20 protein-coding genes are annotated in these 20,568 nt (G+C 69.7%); 9 read left to right on the top strand and 11 right to left on the bottom strand.

All coding sequences use genetic code 11. The features are described from left to right. Nucleotides 1-71: 71 nt before the first annotated feature. From HCA58_RS19725 to HCA58_RS19715, 3 genes are all read right to left on the bottom strand, one after another. Complete coding sequence (locus HCA58_RS19725; RefSeq protein WP_169599318.1) at nt 72-476, bottom strand: Asp23/Gls24 family envelope stress response protein; 405 nt, start codon at nt 474-476, stop codon at nt 72-74. A gap of 85 nt (nt 477-561) precedes the next feature. After that, nucleotides 562-1,566, bottom strand: a complete 1,005-nt coding sequence (gene meaB, locus HCA58_RS19720) for a methylmalonyl Co-A mutase-associated GTPase MeaB (RefSeq protein WP_169599317.1) — start codon at nt 1,564-1,566, stop codon at nt 562-564. Next, entirely contained in the window at nt 1,563-2,762 is a 1,200-nt protein-coding gene (locus HCA58_RS19715) for an acetyl-CoA C-acetyltransferase (protein WP_169599316.1), read from the bottom strand. Before HCA58_RS19715 ends, meaB begins: the two co-directional genes overlap by 4 nt. 61 nt (nt 2,763-2,823) lie before the next feature. On the opposite strand from HCA58_RS19715, the gene mce reads away from it, so the two are divergent. The 3 genes from mce (at nt 2,824) to HCA58_RS19700 (ending at nt 7,267) form a co-directional block, all read left to right on the top strand. Further along, nucleotides 2,824-3,297, top strand: a complete 474-nt coding sequence (mce, locus tag HCA58_RS19710) for a methylmalonyl-CoA epimerase (protein WP_169599315.1) — start codon at nt 2,824-2,826, stop codon at nt 3,295-3,297. A gap of 405 nt (nt 3,298-3,702) precedes the next feature. After that, nucleotides 3,703-4,983 carry a DivIVA domain-containing protein gene (locus HCA58_RS19705; RefSeq protein WP_169599314.1) on the top strand — a complete coding sequence of 427 codons (1,281 nt, stop codon included), beginning with the start codon at nt 3,703-3,705 and terminating at the stop codon, nt 4,981-4,983. A 166-nt stretch (nt 4,984-5,149) separates the two neighbouring features. Further along, nucleotides 5,150-7,267, top strand: a complete 2,118-nt coding sequence (locus tag HCA58_RS19700; RefSeq protein WP_169599313.1) for a hypothetical protein — start codon at nt 5,150-5,152, stop codon at nt 7,265-7,267. A 160-nt stretch (nt 7,268-7,427) separates the two neighbouring features. Here the strand turns inward: HCA58_RS19700 and HCA58_RS19695 are convergent, their stop codons facing one another. The 5 genes from HCA58_RS19695 to HCA58_RS19675 form a co-directional block, all read right to left on the bottom strand. After that, entirely contained in the window at nt 7,428-8,237 is an 810-nt protein-coding gene (locus tag HCA58_RS19695; protein ID WP_169599312.1) for an alpha/beta hydrolase, read from the bottom strand. Then, nucleotides 8,234-8,524, bottom strand: coding sequence for a hypothetical protein (locus HCA58_RS19690; RefSeq protein ID WP_169599379.1), 291 nt, complete (start codon nt 8,522-8,524; stop codon nt 8,234-8,236). The genes HCA58_RS19695 and HCA58_RS19690 overlap by 4 nt, the downstream gene beginning before the upstream one ends. Nucleotides 8,525-8,598: 74 nt before the next feature. After that, nucleotides 8,599-10,317 carry a 3-hydroxybutyryl-CoA dehydrogenase gene (locus HCA58_RS19685; RefSeq protein ID WP_169599378.1) on the bottom strand — a complete coding sequence of 573 codons (1,719 nt, stop codon included), beginning with the start codon at nt 10,315-10,317 and terminating at the stop codon, nt 8,599-8,601. A gap of 161 nt (nt 10,318-10,478) precedes the next feature. Beyond that, nucleotides 10,479-11,549 carry an alpha/beta hydrolase gene (locus HCA58_RS19680; protein ID WP_169599311.1) on the bottom strand — a complete coding sequence of 357 codons (1,071 nt, stop codon included), beginning with the start codon at nt 11,547-11,549 and terminating at the stop codon, nt 10,479-10,481. Nucleotides 11,550-11,712: 163 nt separating this feature from the next. Further along, a complete protein-coding gene (locus tag HCA58_RS19675; protein ID WP_169599310.1) occupies nt 11,713-12,177 on the bottom strand; it encodes an FHA domain-containing protein in 465 nt (154 codons plus the stop codon). A 253-nt stretch (nt 12,178-12,430) separates the two neighbouring features. On the opposite strand from HCA58_RS19675, the gene HCA58_RS19670 reads away from it, so the two are divergent. Continuing rightward, nucleotides 12,431-13,927 carry an aldehyde dehydrogenase family protein gene (locus tag HCA58_RS19670; RefSeq protein ID WP_169599309.1) on the top strand — a complete coding sequence of 499 codons (1,497 nt, stop codon included), beginning with the start codon at nt 12,431-12,433 and terminating at the stop codon, nt 13,925-13,927. A gap of 12 nt (nt 13,928-13,939) precedes the next feature. On the opposite strand, the gene nucS is transcribed toward HCA58_RS19670, so the two are convergent. After that, nucleotides 13,940-14,599, bottom strand: a complete 660-nt coding sequence (nucS, locus tag HCA58_RS19665; RefSeq protein ID WP_169599308.1) for an endonuclease NucS — start codon at nt 14,597-14,599, stop codon at nt 13,940-13,942. 71 nt (nt 14,600-14,670) lie between these two features. Here nucS and HCA58_RS19660 point away from each other — a divergent pair, with 71 nt between their 5' ends. The 3 genes from HCA58_RS19660 (at nt 14,671) to HCA58_RS19650 (ending at nt 17,147) form a co-directional block, all read left to right on the top strand. Further along, the gene (locus HCA58_RS19660; protein WP_169599377.1) at nt 14,671-15,291 is read left to right on the top strand and encodes a DUF4126 domain-containing protein; all 621 of its coding nucleotides are present in this window, start codon (nt 14,671-14,673) and stop codon (nt 15,289-15,291) included. A 162-nt stretch (nt 15,292-15,453) separates the two neighbouring features. After that, entirely contained in the window at nt 15,454-16,302 is an 849-nt protein-coding gene (locus HCA58_RS19655; RefSeq protein WP_169599307.1) for an ABC transporter ATP-binding protein, read from the top strand. Continuing rightward, complete coding sequence (locus tag HCA58_RS19650) at nt 16,299-17,147, top strand: ABC transporter permease (RefSeq protein ID WP_169599306.1); 849 nt, start codon at nt 16,299-16,301, stop codon at nt 17,145-17,147. Before HCA58_RS19655 ends, HCA58_RS19650 begins: the two co-directional genes overlap by 4 nt. A 72-nt stretch (nt 17,148-17,219) precedes the next feature. Here HCA58_RS19650 and HCA58_RS19645 read toward each other — a convergent pair whose 3' ends face one another. Together HCA58_RS19645 and murA are read right to left on the bottom strand one after the other, a co-directional pair. After that, a complete protein-coding gene (locus HCA58_RS19645; protein WP_169599305.1) occupies nt 17,220-18,068 on the bottom strand; it encodes a 3-hydroxyacyl-CoA dehydrogenase family protein in 849 nt (282 codons plus the stop codon). 73 nt (nt 18,069-18,141) lie between these two features. Continuing rightward, nucleotides 18,142-19,584: a UDP-N-acetylglucosamine 1-carboxyvinyltransferase gene (gene murA, locus HCA58_RS19640; RefSeq protein WP_169599304.1), complete on the bottom strand. Its 1,443-nt coding sequence runs from the start codon at nt 19,582-19,584 to the stop codon at nt 18,142-18,144. Between murA and HCA58_RS19635 the strand changes: the two genes are divergently transcribed. Both HCA58_RS19635 and HCA58_RS23650 read left to right on the top strand, forming a co-directional pair. Continuing rightward, the gene (locus tag HCA58_RS19635) at nt 19,583-20,155 is read left to right on the top strand and encodes a cob(I)yrinic acid a,c-diamide adenosyltransferase (protein ID WP_169599303.1); all 573 of its coding nucleotides are present in this window, start codon (nt 19,583-19,585) and stop codon (nt 20,153-20,155) included. The genes murA and HCA58_RS19635 overlap by 2 nt on opposite strands. Then, nucleotides 20,152-20,370 carry a hypothetical protein gene (locus HCA58_RS23650; protein ID WP_240956507.1) on the top strand — a complete coding sequence of 73 codons (219 nt, stop codon included), beginning with the start codon at nt 20,152-20,154 and terminating at the stop codon, nt 20,368-20,370. The genes HCA58_RS19635 and HCA58_RS23650 overlap by 4 nt, the downstream gene beginning before the upstream one ends. Nucleotides 20,371-20,568 lie beyond the last annotated feature (198 nt).

Genomic DNA, 20,568 nt, shown 5'->3' with positions numbered 1-20,568 from the left:
TCGAGTGTAGAGCCCCACCTGAACGATCGCTAAGGTAGTTCGTACCGGCCGGTAGCCCGAACTGCGCGAACTCAGGCGAGCGGCGGATCGATGGTGACGTCGTCCACCCGAATGTTGATCTCGTCGACCCCGAGTCCGTACGCCTCGACCGCCCGGGTCACCTCCACCCGCACCGCCGTGGTCACCTCGGGCACCGGATGCCCGGCGTCGATCACGATGACCAGATTGATCACCGCACCGCCGTTGGTCACGTGCGCCGAGCACCCCCGCCGCGCGTCACCGACCTGGTCGAGCCCCACCCGGTCCAGTACCGCGTTGAAGAACCGGGCGACGTCGCCACCCAACTCGACCACACCCGGCACGGACTTGGCCGCAGCTACCGCGATCTTCTCCACCACCTCGTCCGAGATGTGCGTGCTACCGCCCGGCACCACGTCCGGAGTCATCGCCAGCTCCTGCGTCATCTCGTGGTCCATGCGTCCCCCAGCGGCCTTCGCAATACCCGCGCACCCGCGCGGCGCTGCGAGCCTAACCGTCTCCAGCGATCCGCAGTGGACGCGGTCAGCCGGACAACTGAGCCAGCAACGCCTCAGCTGCGGCGTACGGATCGGTGGCACCGGCCGCCACCTCGGCGGCGAGTGCCGGCAGCTGCGTACCGTCACGCAGCGAGCCGATCCGGGCACGGAGTGCGCCGAGCGCGATCGCCTCGACCTCGGCGGCGGCCCGCGCCTCGCGCCGACGTCGCAGCTCATCGCGCTCCACCAGCCAACCACGGTGCTTGTCGATGGCGGCAGCGACGTCGTCGATGCCCTCGGCGCGGGCGGCGATCGCCCGCACCACCTGCGGACGCCACTGGCCCGGCCCACGCTCGCCGAGAGCGATCATGCCCTGGATGTCCCGGACGGTGGCGTCTGCACCGTCCCGGTCAGCTTTGTTGACCACGAAAACGTCGGCGATCTCCAGGATGCCGGCCTTCACCGCCTGAATCGCGTCACCCATTCCCGGCGCGAGAAGCACAAGCGTGGTGTCGGCCAGCGAAGCCACCTCGACCTCCGCCTGACCGACCCCGACGGTCTCCACGAGCACCACGTCGCAGCCGGCGCCCTCCAGCACCCGCACCGCCTGCGGGGTGGCTGCCGACAGCCCACCAAGATGCCCCCGGCTGGACATCGATCGGATGTAGACGCCCGGGTCGGTCGCGTGGTCCTGCATCCGTACCCGGTCACCGAGGATCGCGCCTCCGGTGAACGGACTTGACGGGTCGATTGCCAGCACGCCGACCCGGTGGCCCTGCTGCCGCAGGGTACGGACCAGTTCGTTCGTGGTGGTGGATTTACCCACCCCCGGCGAGCCGGTCAGTCCTACCACCTGGGCTCGTCCGGTGTAGGGGGTGAGCGCCGCGGCGATGGCCGGCACGGTCGGGTCGCCCGACTCGACGAGTGTGATCAGCCGGGCCACCGCACGGGGGTCGCCGTCGCGGGCACGGTCGACGAGCAACGGTACGTCCCGGCTGCGACGCACCGAATCGACGGCCGCCGCCGGGACGCGGGTGTCCGACTCGTTCACCGATCGGTTTCGCTGACATCGGGAACGTGGATGATCAGCGCGTCGCCCTGGCCCCCACCCCCGCAGAGCGCCGCCGCACCGGTGCCACCACCACGCCGCTTGAGTTCCATCGCGAGGGTGAGCACCAGCCGGGCACCGGACATGCCGATCGGGTGGCCGAGCGCTATCGCACCACCGTTGACGTTGACCTTGTCCGGGCTGACTCCGAGGTCACGCATCGACTGGATGCCCACTTGGGCGAACGCCTCGTTGATCTCGATCAGGTCGAGGTCGGAGACAGCCAGACCCCCCTTACGGAGGGCATGCTGGATGGCGTTCGACGGTTGCGAGTGCAGGGAGTTGTCCGGACCTGCCACGTTGCCGTGCGCCCCCACCTCGGCCAGCCAGGCCAGGCCCAGTTCCTTCGCCTTCGCCTTGCTCATCACCACCACAGCTGCGGCGCCGTCGGAGATCGGCGAGGAGCTGCCAGCGGTGATGGTGCCGTCGGCGGTGAACGCCGGTCGGAGCTTGGCCAGGGACTCCGCCGTGGTGTCCGGCCGGATGCCCTCGTCCTCGCTGACCACCAGCGGGTCACCCTTGCGCTGCGGGATGACCACCGGGGTGATCTCGTCGGCGAAGTGGCCGTTCTTCTGGGCAGCGGCGGCACGCTGGTGGCTGCTGGCCGCGAACTCGTCCTGCTCCTGACGGGTGATGCTGCGGGTACTGCCGTGCCGCTCGGTGGACTCACCCATCGAGCAGCAGTCCCAGGCGTCGGTCAGCCCGTCGAGCGCCATGTGGTCCTTGACGACCACGTCGCCGTACTTGTAGCCGGCGCGCTGACCGAGCAGCAGGTGCGGGGCGTTCGTCATCGACTCCATGCCGCCGGCCACCACGATGTCGAACTCACCGGCCCGGATCAGCTGGTCGGCCAGGGCGATCGCATCGAGCCCGGAAAGGCAGACCTTGTTGATCGTCAGGGCCGGTACGGACATCGGAACACCGGCCTCGACGGCCGCCTGCCGGGCCGGGATCTGCCCGGTGCCGGCCTGGAGCACCTGCCCCATGATCACGTACTGCACCTGGTCGGGTGCGACCCCCGCCCGTTCGAGCGCGGCCGAGATGGCGACACCGCCGAGCTTCGTTGCCGGTAGGTCCTTGAGGTTGCCGAGCAGGCGCCCCATCGGGGTCCGCGCGCCGCTGACGATCACCGAAGCCATACCTGCCTCCGAGGGGGTGCCGACCTGTACGCCTTAACGAATGTTCGGCCAGACTAGCGTCATGCCTGAGAACTGCCCCGTCGAGCCCGCTGCCGACTATGTCACAGACGTCGGACTACGCCGCATCGACCATGTCGGGATCGCGGTGCCCGACCTCGACGCCGCCATCGACTTCTACCAACGCACGTTCGGGATGCGCTGTGTGCACACCGAGAACAACACCGAGCAGGGCATCCGGGAGGCGATGCTGGCGGTCGGACCGGGCAGCGAGGGTGGCCGGGTGCAGCTGCTCGCACCGCTGAACGCGGAGTCGACGATCGCGAAGTTCCTGGGCCGCAACGGCCCGGGCGTTCAGCAGGTGGCGTACACCGTGGCCGACATCGACGCCGCCTGCGCGGCGTTGCGCGAACGCGGCGTTCGGCTGCTCTACGAGACACCGAAGCGGGGTACCGCCGACTCGCGGATCAACTTCGTGCACCCGAAGGATGCCGGTGGCGTCCTTGTCGAACTGGTGCAACCCGCCACGCCCCACTGACCTGGCGCGCCGGCACGCGGGCCAGCCGGAACCGCCCGCCGCCGGGCACGAAGGTGCGCCCGCCACGCCCGAGGCGATCAACCGACGCTGACCTGACGGCGGATACACCGATGGCCATTCGGTGATCGCCGATTAGCTATCCACACGGGCGACCGGACGCCCATTCGCGCGATCGGACGACACGGGAAACAAGACGCGGGAAACAATGGGCCGTGCGCGATCCCGCCACGGCCCATTTCCACCTCACGCTCCGTGCCATCCGGCTTCCCCGGAGCTGGCAAGATCGCCTGCTGCCCCGGTGTCGCCCCGGTGGTCGGCCGCCGTGCGGGGTCGACCCGGTAATACCGGCGGCAAAGGACGGCACGCTCTTGCGAAGCACCCCAGGGAGTCTGCCAGTATGTCCCAATGCCCCAGCAGCAGTCCTCCCCTCTCGCGTTCTTCGATAACGCGAACTCGCAGCCAGATTTCACGGTTGGCCTGCGCGGATACAACACAGGTCAGGTCGACGACTTCATCGGCCGGCTCAACGCCGCGCTGAGCCAGGCCAACAAGGACCGCGCCGACGCCGAGCAGGCACTCAACGACGCGCAGCGCCGGCTCCGGCAGTCCGAGCAGCGACTCACTGCCCTTGAGCAGAAGCTCACCGACACCAACAAACAGCTCGAGGAGAACAGCCGGCCCACGCTGTCCGGCCTCGGCACCCGGGTCGAGCAGATCCTCCGGCTCGCCGAGGAGCAGGCCAACGACCACCGCAACGAGGCCAAGCGCGAGTCGGAGGGCATCCTCTCCGCCGCGCGCCTCGAAGCGCGGGAGATCACCGACAAGGCGCGCGCCGAGGCCGCGGCGATGAAGGCGACCGCCGAGCGGGAAGCGGGCAACGTCCGTACCGCCGCCGAGCGCGAGGCTGCCGAGGTCCGCGTCCAGGCCCGCCGCGAGGCCGACACCCTGCGCGCCGATGCCGAACGGGAGACCAAGCAGCTACGTACGGTGACCGCGCACGAGGTCGCCGAGCTGAAGTCCACAGTGGAGCGCGAGGTCGCCACCCTGCGGGCCACCGCCGAGCGTGAGATCACCCAGCAGCGGGCCAAGGCCGCCCGCGAAGCCGAGGAGAAGCGCGCCGAGGCGACGAAGCTGCTCACCGATGCCCGCGACAAGCGCGACAAGGATCTCCAGGCTCTGGAGTTGCAGCTCGCCGAGCGGCGGGAGAAGGCCGAGCGGGAGGAGTCGGAGCGGCACGCAGCTCAGGTCGCCCAGACCCAGAAGCTGGTGAACGAGGCCGAGCAGCGGGCCCGGGCCGCGCAGGATCGGGCCAAGGAGATCGAGCAGCGCGCCGAGGCCCGCCGGGTCGAGTCGGAGCGCAACGCGACCGAGACGGTGGAGAAGGCCAAGGCGCTGGCCGAGCGGACGCTCAACGAGGCCCGCGCCGAGTCGCAGCGTCTGCTCAACGAGGCCCGCACCGAGGCCGAACTGACCACCCAGGCGGCCAACCGCGAGGTCGAGGACCTCACCCGGCAGAAGGATGCCGTCACCGCTCAACTCGTCCAGATCCGCTCCAGCCTCGCCGGCCTCGCCGGCCTGGTGCCGGGTGTGGCCGACGCGGTGGTTGCCAAGGTCGAGGCCACGAAGGCGGAAGACGTCAAGGAGGAGGACTCCGACAAGCGCATCACCGCCGAGTCGGCCAGCTGAGCCGACTCCGCACAGGGGCATGTTCTACGGCGTGAGGTGACACCGGTAACCCGGTGTCACCTCACGCCGTCATGCGTCTCGGGCTCGCTCCGATCCGTGTGAAGTACCTCCTATCCTGGGCGTCCGTATCGCCCCAGGAGGGCCTGATGCGTGTGAGGATGGGAGCATGTCGCACGGCGAGGAACTGTTCGCTCTCGGCGGGGACGTGACCACGGAGCCCAGCTTCGAGTCCGCCCTGCGGGGGTACGAGAAACGACAGGTCGACCGGTACGTCGCCCGTGCGGAGCACGAGATCGCCGCGCTCGCGGCCGAACGGGAGCAGGCGTACACCCAGATCCACAAGCTGGCCGGCCAGGTCGAGGTGCTGCAACGTGACCTCGCCCAGGTGCGCAGACAGGTCGGGGTCGTCGACCGGGCCGCCTTCCGGCACCTCGGGCCCCGGGTGGAACAGATCCTCTCGCTGGCCGAGGAACAGGCTGAGGACATCCTCGCCGCCGCCAACGAGGAGATCGAGGCCCGGCGAGCCGCCGCCGAACACATCATCGAGGAGGCCCGCGTCGCGGCGGCCACCGCGCTCAAGGACTTCGAGATCGCCTTGGCCGCCCGTCGAAGCGAGGAGGAGCGGCAGGCCGCCGCACGTCGGGCCGAGTCGGAAGCCGCCGCGAGGTCGGCGAAGGAGGAGGCCGCCCGGCTGCGCAAGTCGGCTCAGGAGGCGATGGCCCGAGCCCAGCAGGAGGCGACGCAGCTACGGGACGCCGCCAAGGAGATTCACAGTCGGGCCCAGCAGGAGGCGACCAAGCTGCGCGACGCGGCCCGTGAGGTGCTTGCCACCGCGCAACAGGAGGCGGTCCAGCTTCGCGACGCCGCCAAGGAGGTGCACGCGAAGGCGCAGCACGAGTCGCGACGGCTTGTCGATCAGGCCACCGAGGCGGGCCGGGCCACCCACGCAAAGGCCCAACAAGAGGCCAAGCAGATCATCGACGACGCCGCCGAGGCCGGCCGGGCCGCCCGTGACAAGGCCCGCCAGGAAGCCGAGCGGTTGAAGGCCCAGGCGACCGAGGCTGCGAAGCACACCCGCGTCGAGACCGAGGCGTACGCCGAACGGATGCGCAGCGAGACCGAGGCGTACGTGCAGCAGGCCCGTGCACAGGCGCAGCAGGAACTGGGTGCCTGGCGGGCCGGGGTGGAGAAGGAGGTCAACAGCCGACGCGAGGCGGCCGACCAGGAGTTGACCGAGCGCAAGGCCACCGCCGAACGCGAGTTCACCACCCGCCGCGACCAGTTGGAGAAGCAGTACAAGACCCGCAACACCGAGTTGGACGAGCGGACCCGTGCCCGTACCGCCGAGATGGAGTCCGGCTTCGAAACCCGTAGGGCGCAGCTGGAATCGGAGTACACGGCGCGGAAGAACGAGATCGAGCAGGGTGCCGACCAGATTCGCCGGACCGCCGAGCAGGAGGCCGCAGACGTCCTGGGGCGGGCGCAGGAGCAGGCCGGTGAGTTGCTGCGCCAGTCGGAGGCCGAGTCGGCCACGAAGCGGCGCGAAGCCGACGAGTACGCCACCGCCACCCGACGCGAAGCCGACGAGCACGTCACCGCGGTGCGGCGCGAAGCCGACGAGTACGTCGCCTCGTCCCGCCGCCAGTTCGAGGAGTACGCAGCCACCACCCAACAGCACCTGGCCACCACCCAACAGCACCTGGCCGCCACTCAGCAGGAGGCGGCGGCGAGCCGGCAGCAGCTCGCGCAGGTGATGCTGGAGATCGCCAAAGCCCAACAGCAGCTCGCCGACCTGCGCCAGGAGACATGGAAATCCCGGCAGGAGTCCGACGAGTTGGAGCGTAAGCTACTCGGTCTGCGCTTGCAGGCCACCTCAGCGTCCACCGCGTCGACCACACCCCTGTCCTCGTCCGCCGGCAGGTCCACGAACGGGGCACGCCCCACCGGCAGCTCAGTGAACGGCGTCCGAACCTCCGGTGACACGCCGGCTGCTGCTCCGTCCGGCGATCCCGGGGACAAGGGGCCGGCGAGACCGGTGGCGGAACCGGTCACCACGGTCGAGGATTCTCCGCTGGCCAGGCCGGTGGCCGAGCCGACAACCGTCGACGGCGGAACCGCGAGCGAGGGAGTGGAGGGCGAACCGACGGTGGCGGCGGTCCCCGGTGAAGGGGGCCGAGGTGCCACCCCGACGAAGATCACCAGTACCGGCGAGAACGGCAAGCGTCCTACCAAACCAACCACGGACGAACGCAGCGCCAAGCCCAGCAAAGTCATCTCCGACTGACGCACCGCACCGGTCCTCCGCCGCACACGCTTCTCCGGCGAGCCCCTTGACCTGGGTGGGTCGGTGGGTGGACGGGTCCGGCTCAGGGGTGACGGTGCTCCCACCCTGTCGAGCTGAGAGCGTGCACGCAACACGACCTCTGGTGCCGGACGTGCGGTGTTCAGTCGGCCTGACGTTGGGGTGGGCCCGAAATCGGGGTGTCAGCGTACGCGGCGACCGTCCGGTCGGCGTACGCACTGGCGTCACCGGTCTGCATCGGCCCGTCCCAGGTGGTCGGCAGCGGCACCGACACCGACGGGTTCACCCGCCGGACCACCTCGTCCAGCACGGTCTCGGAGTCGCCGACCCAGAGATGCTTGGCACCGGGTACACCGACGACCTCGGCCTGTGGCACCGCCGCGAACTGCTCGCGGGCCTGCTCCGGGCGCAGGTAGTCGTCGAACTCCGGCACCAGCGCGGTGAGCGGCTTGCCGGACTCTGCCCACTCGGCGAGGTCCGACCGACCGGAGTAGCGCAACGGTGGGGAGAGCAGGATCGCGCCGTTCACCGCCGGGTCGCAGCCGTAGCGCAACACCAGGTCGGTGCCGAACGACCAACCGAGCAGCCAGACGTTCGGCAACTCGTGGAACTCGGCGTACTCGATCGCCGCGGCGACGTCGAAGCGCTCGCCGACGGCGGAGTCGAAGCTGCCTTCGCTGGTGCCGCGTACGCTGCTGGTGCCCCGCGTGTTGAACCGGAGAACCGCCACGTCCGCCAGGGCGGGTAGCCGCCAGGCAGCCTTACGGAAGATGTGGCTGTCCATCATCCCGCCGTGGGTGGGCAGCGGGTGCAGGCAGATCAGGGTGGCGGCCGGTTCCCGGTCGACCGGGCGGGCCAGCTCGCCGACCAACCGCAGGTCGTCTGCGGTGTGCAGCTCGATGTCCTCCCGATGCCCGGGCAGGATCGAGGAGGCGCGGATCGGTGTGCTCATGCCTCGAGTCTCCCGTTGCGGTGACCACGCTGAATCACCGGGGCCCGCCTGTCGCGTGCCCGCCAGCAGCCGGTGTGCCAGTGCCGCCGGTCGGTGAGGTCACCCCGGCCGTCCGCTGGCCAGGCCACGACGTGCGCCACCCCGGGCCGGATCTCCTGGTCGCATCCGGGGCAGCGGTACGTCTTGGTGGACGCGCCGCCGCTGATGCCACGCACCTGCCACTGACCGTCGCGCCACTGTTGGACCGTGGCGACGCCGTGCCGGGCGCGCTCGATGTCGACGTGCATCCCCTCGTCACGGCGGGGACGGTTGCGACGCGGACTCACGTCGTCAAGCGTACGGGTGAACGGCCGCGCCCCGGTCAGCGGTGGGTGTGGTCGCGGAAACCACGGCCGGACCTCCGCCCCAGGTAGCCGGCGGTGACCAGATGTTCCAGCAACGGGGTGGGGGCCAGGCCGGGCTCGCGTAGCTCCAGGTACAGCCCACGTTGTACGGCAAGCGCCACGTCCAGGCCCACCATGTCGAGCAGCTCGAACGGGCCCACCGGGTAGCCGCATCCCAGCTTCATCGCGTGGTCGATGTCGTTGACGGTGGAGTAGCCGGCCTCCAGCATCCGCACCGCGTCGTTCAGGTACGGGAACAGCAGCGCGTTGACGATGAAACCGGAGCGGTCTGCGCAGACCACACCGGTCCTACCCAAGCTGGCGGTGACCGCCTGAGCGGTGGCGACGGTCTCGGCGGAGGTACGGATCGTCCTGACGATCTCGACGAGCGGCGTCGCCGGGGCCGGCCCGGGAAAGTGCAGACCCACCACGGCGGCCGAGCGTCGGGTGGCCATCGCCAAATCGATCACCGGCAGCGCGGCGGTGGCGGTGGCCAGCACCGCACCCGGCTTGCAGATCTCGTCGAGGCTGGCGAAGAGGGCCTTTCGGGCGTTGGGCTCCTCGGCCGTGGCCTCGACCACCAGGTCGACGTCGGCCAACTGGTCCAGCATCGCCGCCCAGGTGACCCGGCCGGTACCACCGTCCCGGCCGGGTGCGCTGAGCCCGCCCGTGGACACCGACACCACCTCGTAGCCGGCCCCGGCGAAGGCCTCGACGATCCCGGTGGCCGTCGTCGATGACCCCACCACGCCGATTCGGGTTGTCGCCACGTCGACCGGTGCCAGCTCCGTCGCGGTCGGCGTCTGCTCGTCCGGTACGACCTTCGAGGAGCCAGGCCCCTCGTAGGTGTAGAAGCCCCGGCCGGTTTTCCGTCCGAGCAGTCCAGCGGTCACCATCTGCTTGAGCAGCGGCACCGGGGTGTGCCGACGGTCCCGGCCACCCCGCCGGTACATGGTGTCCAGGATCTCGTAAGCGGTGTCCAGACCGATCAGGTCCAGCAGCGCGAGCGGCCCCATGGGTAGCCCGCAGCCGAGCTTCATGGCGGCGTCGATGTCCTCGCGGGCGGCGTACCGGCATTCGAACATGCCGACGGCGTGGTTCAGGTAGCCGAAGAGCAATGCGTTGGCGATGAAACCGGCCCGGTCGCTGATGGTGACATCAACCTTGCCGAGCCGCCCGCACAGGGCTTCCACGTCCGCTACCACCTCGGCCGAGGTGACCACAGTGCGGACCACCTCGACCAGCTTCATCACCGGAGCCGGATTGAAGAAGTGGATGCCGACCACCTGGTCGGGGCGACTGGTGGCCACGGAGATCTCTGTGACGCTCAGCGACGACGTGTTGGTGGCGAGGATCGCTTCGGGCTTGCAGACCCGGTCCAGCTCGGCGAAGATCCGCCGCTTGAGGTCGAGGTACTCGGGTACCGCCTCGATCACCAGGTCGACCGAGTGCAACGCGTCCAGTCCGACGGCGAAGGTGACTCGGGCCAGCAGGGTGTCCCGGTCGGCCTCGGTGAGTTTCCCGCGGGCCACCGCCCTCTCCGTCGAGCTGGTGAGGATCGCCCGCCCACGGTCGAGTGCGACGTCGGAGATCTCGACGGCCACCACGTCGATGCCGTGGCGGGCGAAGACCTCGACGATGCCGGCACCCATGGTGCCCAGACCCACCACACCCACGCTGGTGAACTCGCGCGCCACGTTCATGCCTCCCGATGTCCTGCCACGATACGGCCGAGCTGAACGGCCGCTCAGGTCATGCGCGCGAGTCTGCCATGTGACACAGGGTTGTCGAGGAGTCGTGGCACATGTCACCGATGCCCTGGTTTACCCGTTCGGCTGGTCGCGAAGGGTCGGACGGCTCAGCGCGGCGTGCCGTCGACCGTGACGGCCTCGACCAGGGTGAGCAGTTCCGCGACGAACTCGGCAGGGCGTTCCAGGTGTGGGCTGTGCCCGCAGCCGGGCAGAGCCACCTCCCGGTAGTTGCCGCCAGCCAAGGCGTACCGGTTGAGCACCGCCCGGGTCTGCCCGATCATCGGCTGTGGCGGGCAGTCCTGCGGCCCGGGCCAGCCGGGCACCACTCCGAGCGCCCCGAGCTGCGCGAGATCGAACAGTGAGGTGTCAGAGACGATCACGTCGGCGTCACCGCGGATCCAGGTGACCGGAGGCTTGGGCGTCACGGCCACGAGTTCCTCGGCGACCCGGAAGCGTGCGAGCGCATTGAGGACGCCACGATCGCCGGGAGCGCTTCCCGGCCAGTTGGGCGACCCTGTCACGTCACCGGGGTAGTTGTCCGTGCCGGTCGCGGTGGAGAGCAGGCTGTCGAGCAGCAGTTCCTCGTCGTCGCCGAGGCAGGCGGGCTCGTTGACGTACGCGGTCCGCAGCACACTACGCGGGCTGGTCGGTGCCTCGGTACTGCGGTCGCCGGCAGCGAGTCGCGCGACGAAGTCGCCGTTCGCCGTGCCCGCGCCGGAGCCGGCGAGGTCGGGCGTGGTCGGGTTGCCCGTCAGGTCGCGGGTGGCCCCGAAGCCGTACGGAGAGACCGGCGCCGCCAGCAGCACCCCGGCGATCCGGTCGGGGTGGTCCACCAGCAGGCGCATCGCCACTCCGCCGCCTAGTGAGTGGCCGACCAGCACGGGTCGGCTGCCCTGGGCGAAGAGCGAGGGCTCGTCGAGCAGTGCCGCCACGTCGTCGGCGAAGTCGGTCAGGCCACGGGTGGCGTCGACCGGGGCCGGCTGGGAGGCACCGTAGCCGCGCAGGTCCGGGGCGACCACCCGCAGGGTCTCCGGCAGGCGGCGGACCAGTGGCTCCCAGAAGGCTGCCGAGGAGCAGTTGCCGTGTACGAGCAGAACCGGCACGCCGTCGACAGGTCCGGTCACCCGGACGGCCTGCGTGACCCCGTTCGCGGTGACGACCTGCTGCTGGGTTTCCATCCGCGGGATGCTGCCACGACCGCCACCGCCGGTCCATGTGGCGGAGCCCCACGTGTCCGGGCCGGCGCTTGTGGTCGGTATCCATCCGACTGCGTGGGATGCAGGGCCGGCACCTCACGCCGTCGGGCCGGGGCGGTGACCTGGGCTGGCCGGGGCCTGGTTGTCAGCGGTGGCCGCCGAGTACGGCTGCCGTCTCGGATGCGCCGGATCGACCCGGCAGCGTGGGCGAGGCGACCGTGGTAGGCAGTGGCCGGGTCGTACGACGCTCCTGACGGGGCAGCTCGAAACTGAAGCCCACCGGGTCTGTCCGGGCCACACCGGGGTCGAAGAATCTCAGTTCGGTGCAGCCGACCCGTATCACGTCGCCGTCACTGAGCTGGACGACCTCGGTGGCCCGGCGGTCGTTCACCCAGGTGCCGTTCGTCGACCCGAGATCCACCAGTGCGGTTCCCTCGCCGGCCCGCCAGATCTCGACGTGTCGCCGGCTCAGGTGCGGATCGTGCACCACGATGTCGACGGTCGGGTCCCGGCCGATCACCTGGGGCCGCTGGGGCAACCGGAAGCGACAGCCCCGCATCGGCCCGGCAGCCACTGTCAGCAGCGGCATCAGTTGCGGATGTTCCTCCATGGACAGTCAGCCCCTCCACCCGTGCGACGATCCGGGACAAGCGTGTCATCACCCGGTCTTCATCTCCACCGTCCAGCCGGATGCGTAGCGGTAACCGTCTGGGTGCTTCGTGTTCACATCTTCCACGGTGACCGGCGTCGAAACTGCCGAGCGGATCACGAGTTTCGTCCGATTCGATGCGGTGGACGGCTGGGATGATTCGCCCAGTTCTCCATCCCTACCGGCGAGTAATTCTCAGGTCTACACTTCCGCCATGACGGCTGTACCACCCCCCGGCACCCCGACGGTCCAGGGCAACCTCCTGGTCTCGACCAGCCCGGCGTCGGGTGACGAAGCAGGCCGGGTGCCGGTCGCCGCCGCCGCCGACGTCGAACGCGCCGTCGAGCGGGCCCACGCCGCCGGCCAGTGGTGGGCCGGGCTCGGTTTCGACGAGCGGCGGGAGCGACTGCTGCGGTGGCGGCGGCTGCTCGCCCAGCGGATGGAACAGTTGGCCGAGCTGATGCGCGCCGAAGCCGGCAAACCGGTCGCCGACGCACTCGTCGAGATCGTGACCGCCGTGGAACACATCGACTGGGCGGCCCGCAACGCACAGCGGGTGCTGGGTCCCCGGCGGGTCCGCTCCCGACTCGTCCTGGCCGAGTTCTCCGCTCACCTCGAATATCAGCCGCACGGCGTGATCGGCGTGATCGGTCCGTGGAACTATCCCGTCTTCACTCCCGTCGGCTCCATCGCGTACGCGCTGGCCGCCGGCAACGCGGTGGTCTTCAAGCCGAGCGAGTACACCCCGGTCGTCGGCCAGTGGCTCGTCGACAGTTTCGCCGAGGTGGTGCCCGAGCATCCGGTGCTCGTCGCGGTGCACGGCCTCGGTGACACCGGCGCCGCCCTGTGCCGCGCCGGTGTCGACAAACTCGCCTTCACCGGTTCGACGGCCACCGCGAAGAAGGTGATGGCGACCTGCGCCGAATCGCTCACCCCGGTGTTGCTGGAGGCCGGCGGCAAGGACGCCATGATCGTCGACGCCGACGCCGACCTGGACGCCGCCGCCGAGGCCTGTGTCTGGGGGGCCATGACGAACGCCGGACAGACCTGCATCGGCATCGAACGGGCCTACGTCGTGGAGCCGGTCTTCGACGAGTTCGTCGACAAGGTCGTCGACCACGCCGGACAGCTCACCGTCGGTCCCGACGACGCGGACATCGGTCCGATCACCATGCCGAGTCAACTCGACGTGATCCGCCGGCACATCGAGGACGCGGTGACCCGTGGCGGTCGCGCGGTGCTCGGTGGACCCGACGCGGTCCGACCTCCGTACGCGCACCCGACCGTGCTGGTGGAGGTGCCGGAGGACGCTGCCGCCGTACGCGAGGAGACCTTCGGCCCCACGCTGACGGTCAATCGGGTCCGAACCGTCGACGAGGCGCTGTCCCGCGCCAACGCCCTGCCGTACGGGCTGGGTGGTTCGGTCTTCGGTCAGCGGCACGCGGTCTCGATCGCCCGGCGGCTGCGTTCCGGCATGGCTTCGATCAACTCGACGCTGACCTTCGCCGGCATGTCCACCCTGCCGTTCGGCGGGGTCGGGGAGTCAGGCTTCGGCCGCATCCATGGCGAGGACGGGCTACGCGAGTTCGCCCGGACAAAGTCCGTCACCCGCCGCCGCAGTCGTTCACTGCTGCCGTCGACCACCTTCAGGCGTACCGAGGCCGACGTCGCCCGGCTGGTGAGGGCGGTCAAGCTGCTCTACGGCCGCTGACCGGCGCCGTCGTCAGAAGAGCGTCAACTCGTCGCGCTCGATGCCGCGCAGCCGGTCGTAGTCGACCACCACACAGCGGATCCCACGGTCGGTGGCGAGCACCCGCGCCTGCGGCTTGATTTCCTGAGCGGCGAAGACCCCGGCGACCGGTGCGAGCAGCGGATCCCGGTTGAGCAGTTCCAGGTAGCGGGTGAGCTGCTCCACCCCGTCGATCTCACCCCGGCGCTTCACCTCGACGGCGACCGTGCCCTGCTTGGCGTCCCGGCAGAGCAGGTCGACCGGCCCGATGGCGGTCATGTACTCCCGGCGCACGAGGGTGTACCCGTCACCAAGCGCCTGAGGGTTGGCCGCCAGCAACTCCTGGAGGTGGGACTCCACGCCGTCCTTCCGCAGCCCCGGATCGACGCCGAGTTCGTAGGAGGTGTCCTGGAAGATCTCTTCCAGGGTGATCCGCAACTCCTCACCAGCCTTGTTCACCACCCGCCAGACGCCGGGTGCCTCCTCCAGCCTGCAGGGCGGGCTCATCCAGTTCAACGGCTTGTACGCCCGGTCGTCGGCGTGGATCGACACCGATCCGTCCGCCTTCACCATCAGCAGCCGGGTGGCCGGCGGCAGGTGGGCCGAGAGCCGTCCGACATAGTCCACCGAGCATTTCGCAATGACCAACCGCACCCGAGCAGGGTAGCGGAGTCACCGGGTCCCGCCACCGAGCGGCGCTGGCGTACCGGTGCCATGCTGTGCTGGTGCTCGAAGTGCTCACCGGTACCGGTCTCGCCGCCTCGGCGGGGCTGAACGCCTACATCCCGTTGCTGATGATGGGGCTTCTCGCCCGCTTCACCAGCGTCATTGACCTGCCTGGCGGGTGGCAGTGGCTCGGCAACGAATGGGTTCTGGGCATTCTCGCGGTGCTGCTCGTCGTCGAGGTCGTCGCGGACAAGGTGCCTGTGGTGGACCACGTCAACGACATGGTGCAGACGGTCGTCCGGCCGACGGCCGGCGGGCTCGCGTTCGGTGCCGGATCCGCGTCCGAGACGGTGACGGTGAGCGACCCTGACAGCTTCTTCGCCAGCGGCGGCCAGTGGCTGCCAGTGCTGGTCGGGGTGCTCATCGCGCTCGGCGTCCATCTGCTGAAGTCGACCGCCCGGCCAGTGATCAACGCGGCAACGGCCGGCGTGGGAGCGCCGGTGGCCAGTGCCGCCGAGGACGCTACGAGCGTGATCATGTCGCTCGTGGCGATCATCCTGCCGGTGCTGGTACTGGCTTTCCTGGTCGGCCTGGTGTTCGTCCTCCCGTGGCTGCTGCGCCGCCGGGCGGACCGGCGTCGGGAGCGGCAGGCCGCACGGGAAGCGGGCTTCCGCGTCTGATCACGAACCGGGCAGACCCCGTCGACGGCGCCGGCCCCCCACCCGGAATCCGCGGGATCGACCGTGGGCCCGGTGGTAGCGGTCCGGTAGCTGTGCGCAACCACACAACCTCCGCCACCCCCGGTGCGGACACCGGGTGCCGTAAGGTCGCACACTTGACGCATGAGTGACGACGTCGCGATCCGCGTCCGGGGGCTGCGCAAGACGTACGGCGGCAGTGTCGCGGTCGCCGGCCTGGACCTGGACGTCCACCGGGGCGAGGTTTTCGCCCTGCTCGGCCCGAACGGCGCCGGGAAGACGACCACGGTGGAGATCCTGGAGGGCTACCGCGGGCGCGACGCCGGTGAGGTCCGCGTCCTCGACGTCGATCCGGCCGACCCGACGCGCGACTGGCGGGGGCGGGTCGGCATCGTGTTCCAGGGCACAGGAGAGTTCGACGAACTCTCCGTCGCCGAGGTGGTGCACCACTTCGCCGGCTTCTACCGCGACGCCGACGACCCTGACAAGGTGATCGAACGGGTCGGACTGACCGCCAAGGCCGGCGCGCGTACGCACACCCTCTCCGGGGGGCAGAAGCGCCGGCTGGACGTGGCGCTCGGCATCGTCGGCCGCCCGGAGCTGCTCTTCCTGGACGAGCCGACCACCGGCTTCGACCCGGAGGCACGCCGGGAGTTCTGGGAGCTGATCCGTGATCTCGCCGCCGCCGGCACCACGATCGTGCTGACGACGCACTACCTGGACGAGGCTGAGGCGCTCGCTGATCGGGTCGGTGTGATCGCCGGCGGCCAGCTGGTCGAGACCGCCGCGCCGCACCAGCTCGGCAACCGGCAGGAGGCACTGGCCACCGTTTCCTGGCGTACCCCGGACGGGACGCTGGACAGCGCGCAGAGTGCGGCGCCGACGGCGCTGGTGGCGGAACTCGCCGCGCGTTTCGGCGGCGAGGTCCCCGGCCTGACCGTCTCCCGGCCCACCCTCGAGGACATCTACCTGACCATGATCGGACACCGATGACCACCACGACGAAACCGGCGCAGCCGGTCACCGCGGCACCCCCGGCCCGGCGCAGCGGTCCGGCCGGCCTCGCCCTGCGTCAGGGACGGCTGGAGATCCGGCAGTTCCTGCGCAGCCGCGAGTCCGTCGTGTTCACGCTGGGCTTCCCGCTCATCATGGTGCTGATCTTCGCATCGATCTTCGACGGCGAGATCGCCCCCGGGGTGAGCTACACGCAGTACTTCATCACCGGGATGATCGCGACCGGCCTGATGACCGTCAGCTTCCAGAACCTCGGCATCTGGATCCCGATCGAGCGGGACCGGGGAGTGCTCAAGCGCTACCGGGGCACGCCGATGCCAAAGTGGGTCTGGTTCGCCGGAAAAGTGATCATGGTGCTGGTGACCGGCGTCGCGACGACCGCGCTGCTACTCGCGGTCTCGGTGACCCTGTTCGACCTGAACCTGCCGACCAACGCCACAACCTGGTTGACCTTCGGCTGGGTCAGCGCCCTGGGTGTGACCGCCTGCACGCTCTGCGGCATCGCCATCTCGTCGCTGGCCCGGACCTCCCGCAGCGGCTCGGCAGTGGTCACCCCGGTCTCGCTGGTACTCCAGTTCATCTCCGGGGTCTTCTTCGTCTTCACCAACCTACCGACCTGGATGCAGCAGGTTGCCGCGCTGTTCCCCCTCAAGTGGATGTGCCAGGGGCTACGGGCGGTCTTCCTGCCGGAGAGCTTCGGCGCCGACGAACCCGGCGGCTCGTTCGAGCTGACCAGAGTTGCCCTGGTGCTGGGCATCTGGTGCGTGATCGGTCTGGTGCTCTGCCTGACCACCTTCCGCTGGACCACCCGCCGCGACGGCTGAGCCGCAGGGAAGGGCACCCCCTCGACGCCTCCGGTTGCGGACGAGGCGTTGGTGAGCTGCCCTTCCTCGCACTCAGTACGAGTAGAAGCCCTCGCCGGTCTTGCGGCCCAGGTCGCCTGCGGTGGCCATCCGCTGCAACAGCTCCGGCGGAAAGAACTTCTCGTCGGCGGTGTCGGTGTAGATGTTGCGAGTGGCGTTCAACAGCACGTCGACTCCGGTCAGGTCGATGGTGGCCAGCGGGCCCATCGCGTGCCCGAAACCGAGCCGGCAGGCGGTGTCCAGGTCTTCGGCGGAGATGACACCCGCCTCGACCAGCTGGACCGCCTCCATCGCCAGGGCGCAGATCAACCGGGTGGTGACGAAGCCGGCGATGTCACGGTTCACCACCACGACGGTCTTGCCGATGCCCTCGGCGAAGGACTTCACCTGCTCCAGCGTCGCGTCGCTGGTCTTGTAGCCACGGACCAGCTCGCAGAGCTTCATCATCGGCACCGGCGAGAAGAAGTGGGTGCCGACGACCGCCTCCGGTCGCTCGGTTGCCGTCGCGATCTGCGTCACCGGAATCGCGGAGGTGTTGGTCGCCAGCACCGCGTCCGCCCTACAGATCTTGTCGAGCGCGCGGAACACCTCGTGTTTGATCTCCAGCTTCTCGAAGACCGCCTCGATCACGATGTCCGCATCGCCGGCTGCTTCGAGGTCGGTGGTGGCGGTGATCCGCCCGAGTGCCGCCTCGACGTCGTCCTCGGAAAGCTTGCCCTTCTCGGCGAACTTCGCCAGCGACCGCCGGATGCCGTCCAGACCGCGTTTCGTCGCTGTCTGGTCCAGGTCCCGCAGCACCACCTGCCAGCCGGCCTGCGCCGCCACCTGAGCGATACCCGAACCCATCAGTCCGGCACCGACGACCGCGAGTCGACCCGCCATGCTGCTTCTCCTTCGCCGCGAATGAGTGTCTGACTGCACCCTAATGCGCGAGCCTGAACGACAGCTAAGGCGCTCAGATGGTCAGTTCGGGCTCCTCCGGTGCCCGCGCCCGTTCCACCTCGATACCGAGCGCCTGCAGGTCGGCCACGAAGTCGGGGTAGCCCCGGTCGACGTGGTGCACGTGGGACACCTCCGTAAGTCCGTCGGCGCAGAGCCCGGCGATGATGAGCCCAGCTCCGGCGCGGATGTCGGTCGCGCGTACCGGCGCTCCGGAGAGCCGCTCCCGGCCGCGTACCACGGCGTGATGCCCGTCGGTTTTGATGTCCGCGCCCAGCCGCATCATCTCGTTGGCGAACATGAAACGACCGTCGAAGATGTTCTCGGTGATCAGGGAGGCACCCTCGCTGAGCGCCGCGAGCCCGATCGCCATCGGAAGCAGGTCGGTGGCGAAGCCCGGATAGGGCAGTGTCACCACGTCGACTGACCGGGGCCGGTCGTCCATGCGTACCCGGAAGCTGTCCGCCCGGGTCTCCACCATGCCGCCGGCCGTCACCACCTTGTCCAGCGCCACCTCCAGGAACGCGGGGTCGAGTCCGGTCACGGTGACGTCGCCACGGGTCATCGCCGCACCGAACGCCCAGGTACCCGCGACGATCCGGTCCCCCACCGTGGCGTGCCGGACCGGATTCAGCCTGGGTACGCCGACGATGGTGATCGTCGACGTACCTTCGCCGCCGATGAGCGCGCCCATCCGCTGGAGCATCGTGCAGATGTCGACGATCTCGGGTTCGCGGGCCGCGTTGTCGATCACCGTGGTGCCCTCGGCCAACACCGCCGCCATGACCAGGTTCTCGGTCGCTCCGACGCTGGGAAAGTCCAGCACGATCTCCGCGCCACGCAACCGGTCGGTGGCGGAGGCGATCACGAAACCGTGCTCGCCGGAGATGTCAGCGCCCATCCGGGTCAGCCCGGAGATGTGCATGTCCAGGCCCCGTGAGCCGATCGCGTCGCCGCCCGGGTGGGCCACCCGCACGTAGCCGCGTCGGGCCAGCAGCGGACCGAGCACACAGATCGACGCGCGCAGCCGGCGGACCAGGTCGTAGTCGGCTTCCATGCCCGGCTGCTCCGGCACGTCGATGGTCACCGAACGAGACCGGGCCACCCCGCCGACCGCCACCATCGGGTCCACCGGGTCGTCGGCGTCGAACCGTACGTCACAGCCGAGGCGACGTAGCACCTCACCCATGATCGCGATGTCGGTGATCCGGGGCACGTTCGTGATGACCGTCCGGCCGGGTGCCAGCAGGGCGGCGGCCATCAGCTTCAGCGCCGAGTTCTTCGCACCGACCACGTGCACGGTGCCGGTGAGCCGGGCGCCCCCGCGCACCCGGATGACGTCGACGTCGGCGAGCCCGGGGTCACCGGCGTCACCCGGGCCGACACCCGCAGGCCAACCCGTGCCGATGTCCGGCCGCGCCGGGATTGTCAGGTCCGGTATCCGTAGGCTGTGCGTCATGGCCGTCCACCTCACGCGCATCTACACCAAGGCCGGCGATGCCGGCATGACCAGGTTGAGCAACAACGAGCAGGTGCCGAAGAACGATCCTCGGATCGCCGCGTACGCCGACGTCGACGAGTGCAATGCCGCGCTCGGCGTGGCGCTTGCTCTGGGCCAACTCCCGGACGTCCTCCGCTCGGTGCTGGGGTCGATCCAGAACGACCTGTTCGACGTGGGTGCCGACCTGTCGACCCCCGTCGAGCCGGATCCGAAGTACCCGCCGCTGCGGGTCACCGAGGAGTACGTCGAGCGTCTTGAGGGCTGGTGCGACGAGTACAACGTGCGCCTGAGCAAGCTCGACTCCTTCATCCTCCCCGGCGGCACCGCGGGCGCGGCGCTGCTGCACGCGGCGCGGACGATCGCCCGGCGCGCCGAGCGGTCGGCGTGGGCGCTCATCGCTCACGACCCCGACCGGACGAGCCACCTCCCGGCAAAGTATCTCAACCGGTTGTCGGATCTGCTCTTCATCCTGTCAAGAACGGCAAATCCGGACGGAGACGTGCTATGGGTGCCGGGCGGAGGCCGGTGACCGTCGGTGCACTGCACCACGTGGAGCTCTGGATACCCGACCTGAACGCCGCGATGCGTAGCTGGGGCTGGCTGCTCGGCGAGTTGGGCTGGACGTCGTTCCAGCAGTGGCAGGTCGGCCACTGCTGGCGACTCGGCGGACGTCACGACCGGCTCGCCCTCCGGCCTCAACCACCTGGCCAGCGGTACGAGGTGGAGTTGGTGGCCTCGGGCTGAAGGCTGCCCGGGTGGTTGCCGGGTACGTTCTTGGGTGGTTGCGGTGTGGGTATACCGCTGGCCGGCACCCGGGGTGTCGGGTGCCGGCCAGCGGTTTGGTGTGTGTGGGTGGGGTCAGCTGGTCCAGTGTTGGGTGACGAGGTCGGCGGCTTGTTGTTCCCACTGGGCGTAGTGGTCGGGGTACGCCGACACCTGCAC

Origin of the sequence: Micromonospora sp. HNM0581, assembly GCF_012726175.1 — a bacterium.
Taxonomy (GTDB): Bacteria; Actinomycetota; Actinomycetes; order Mycobacteriales; family Micromonosporaceae; genus Micromonospora.
This window is presented reverse-complemented; position numbering and strand designations above follow the sequence as displayed.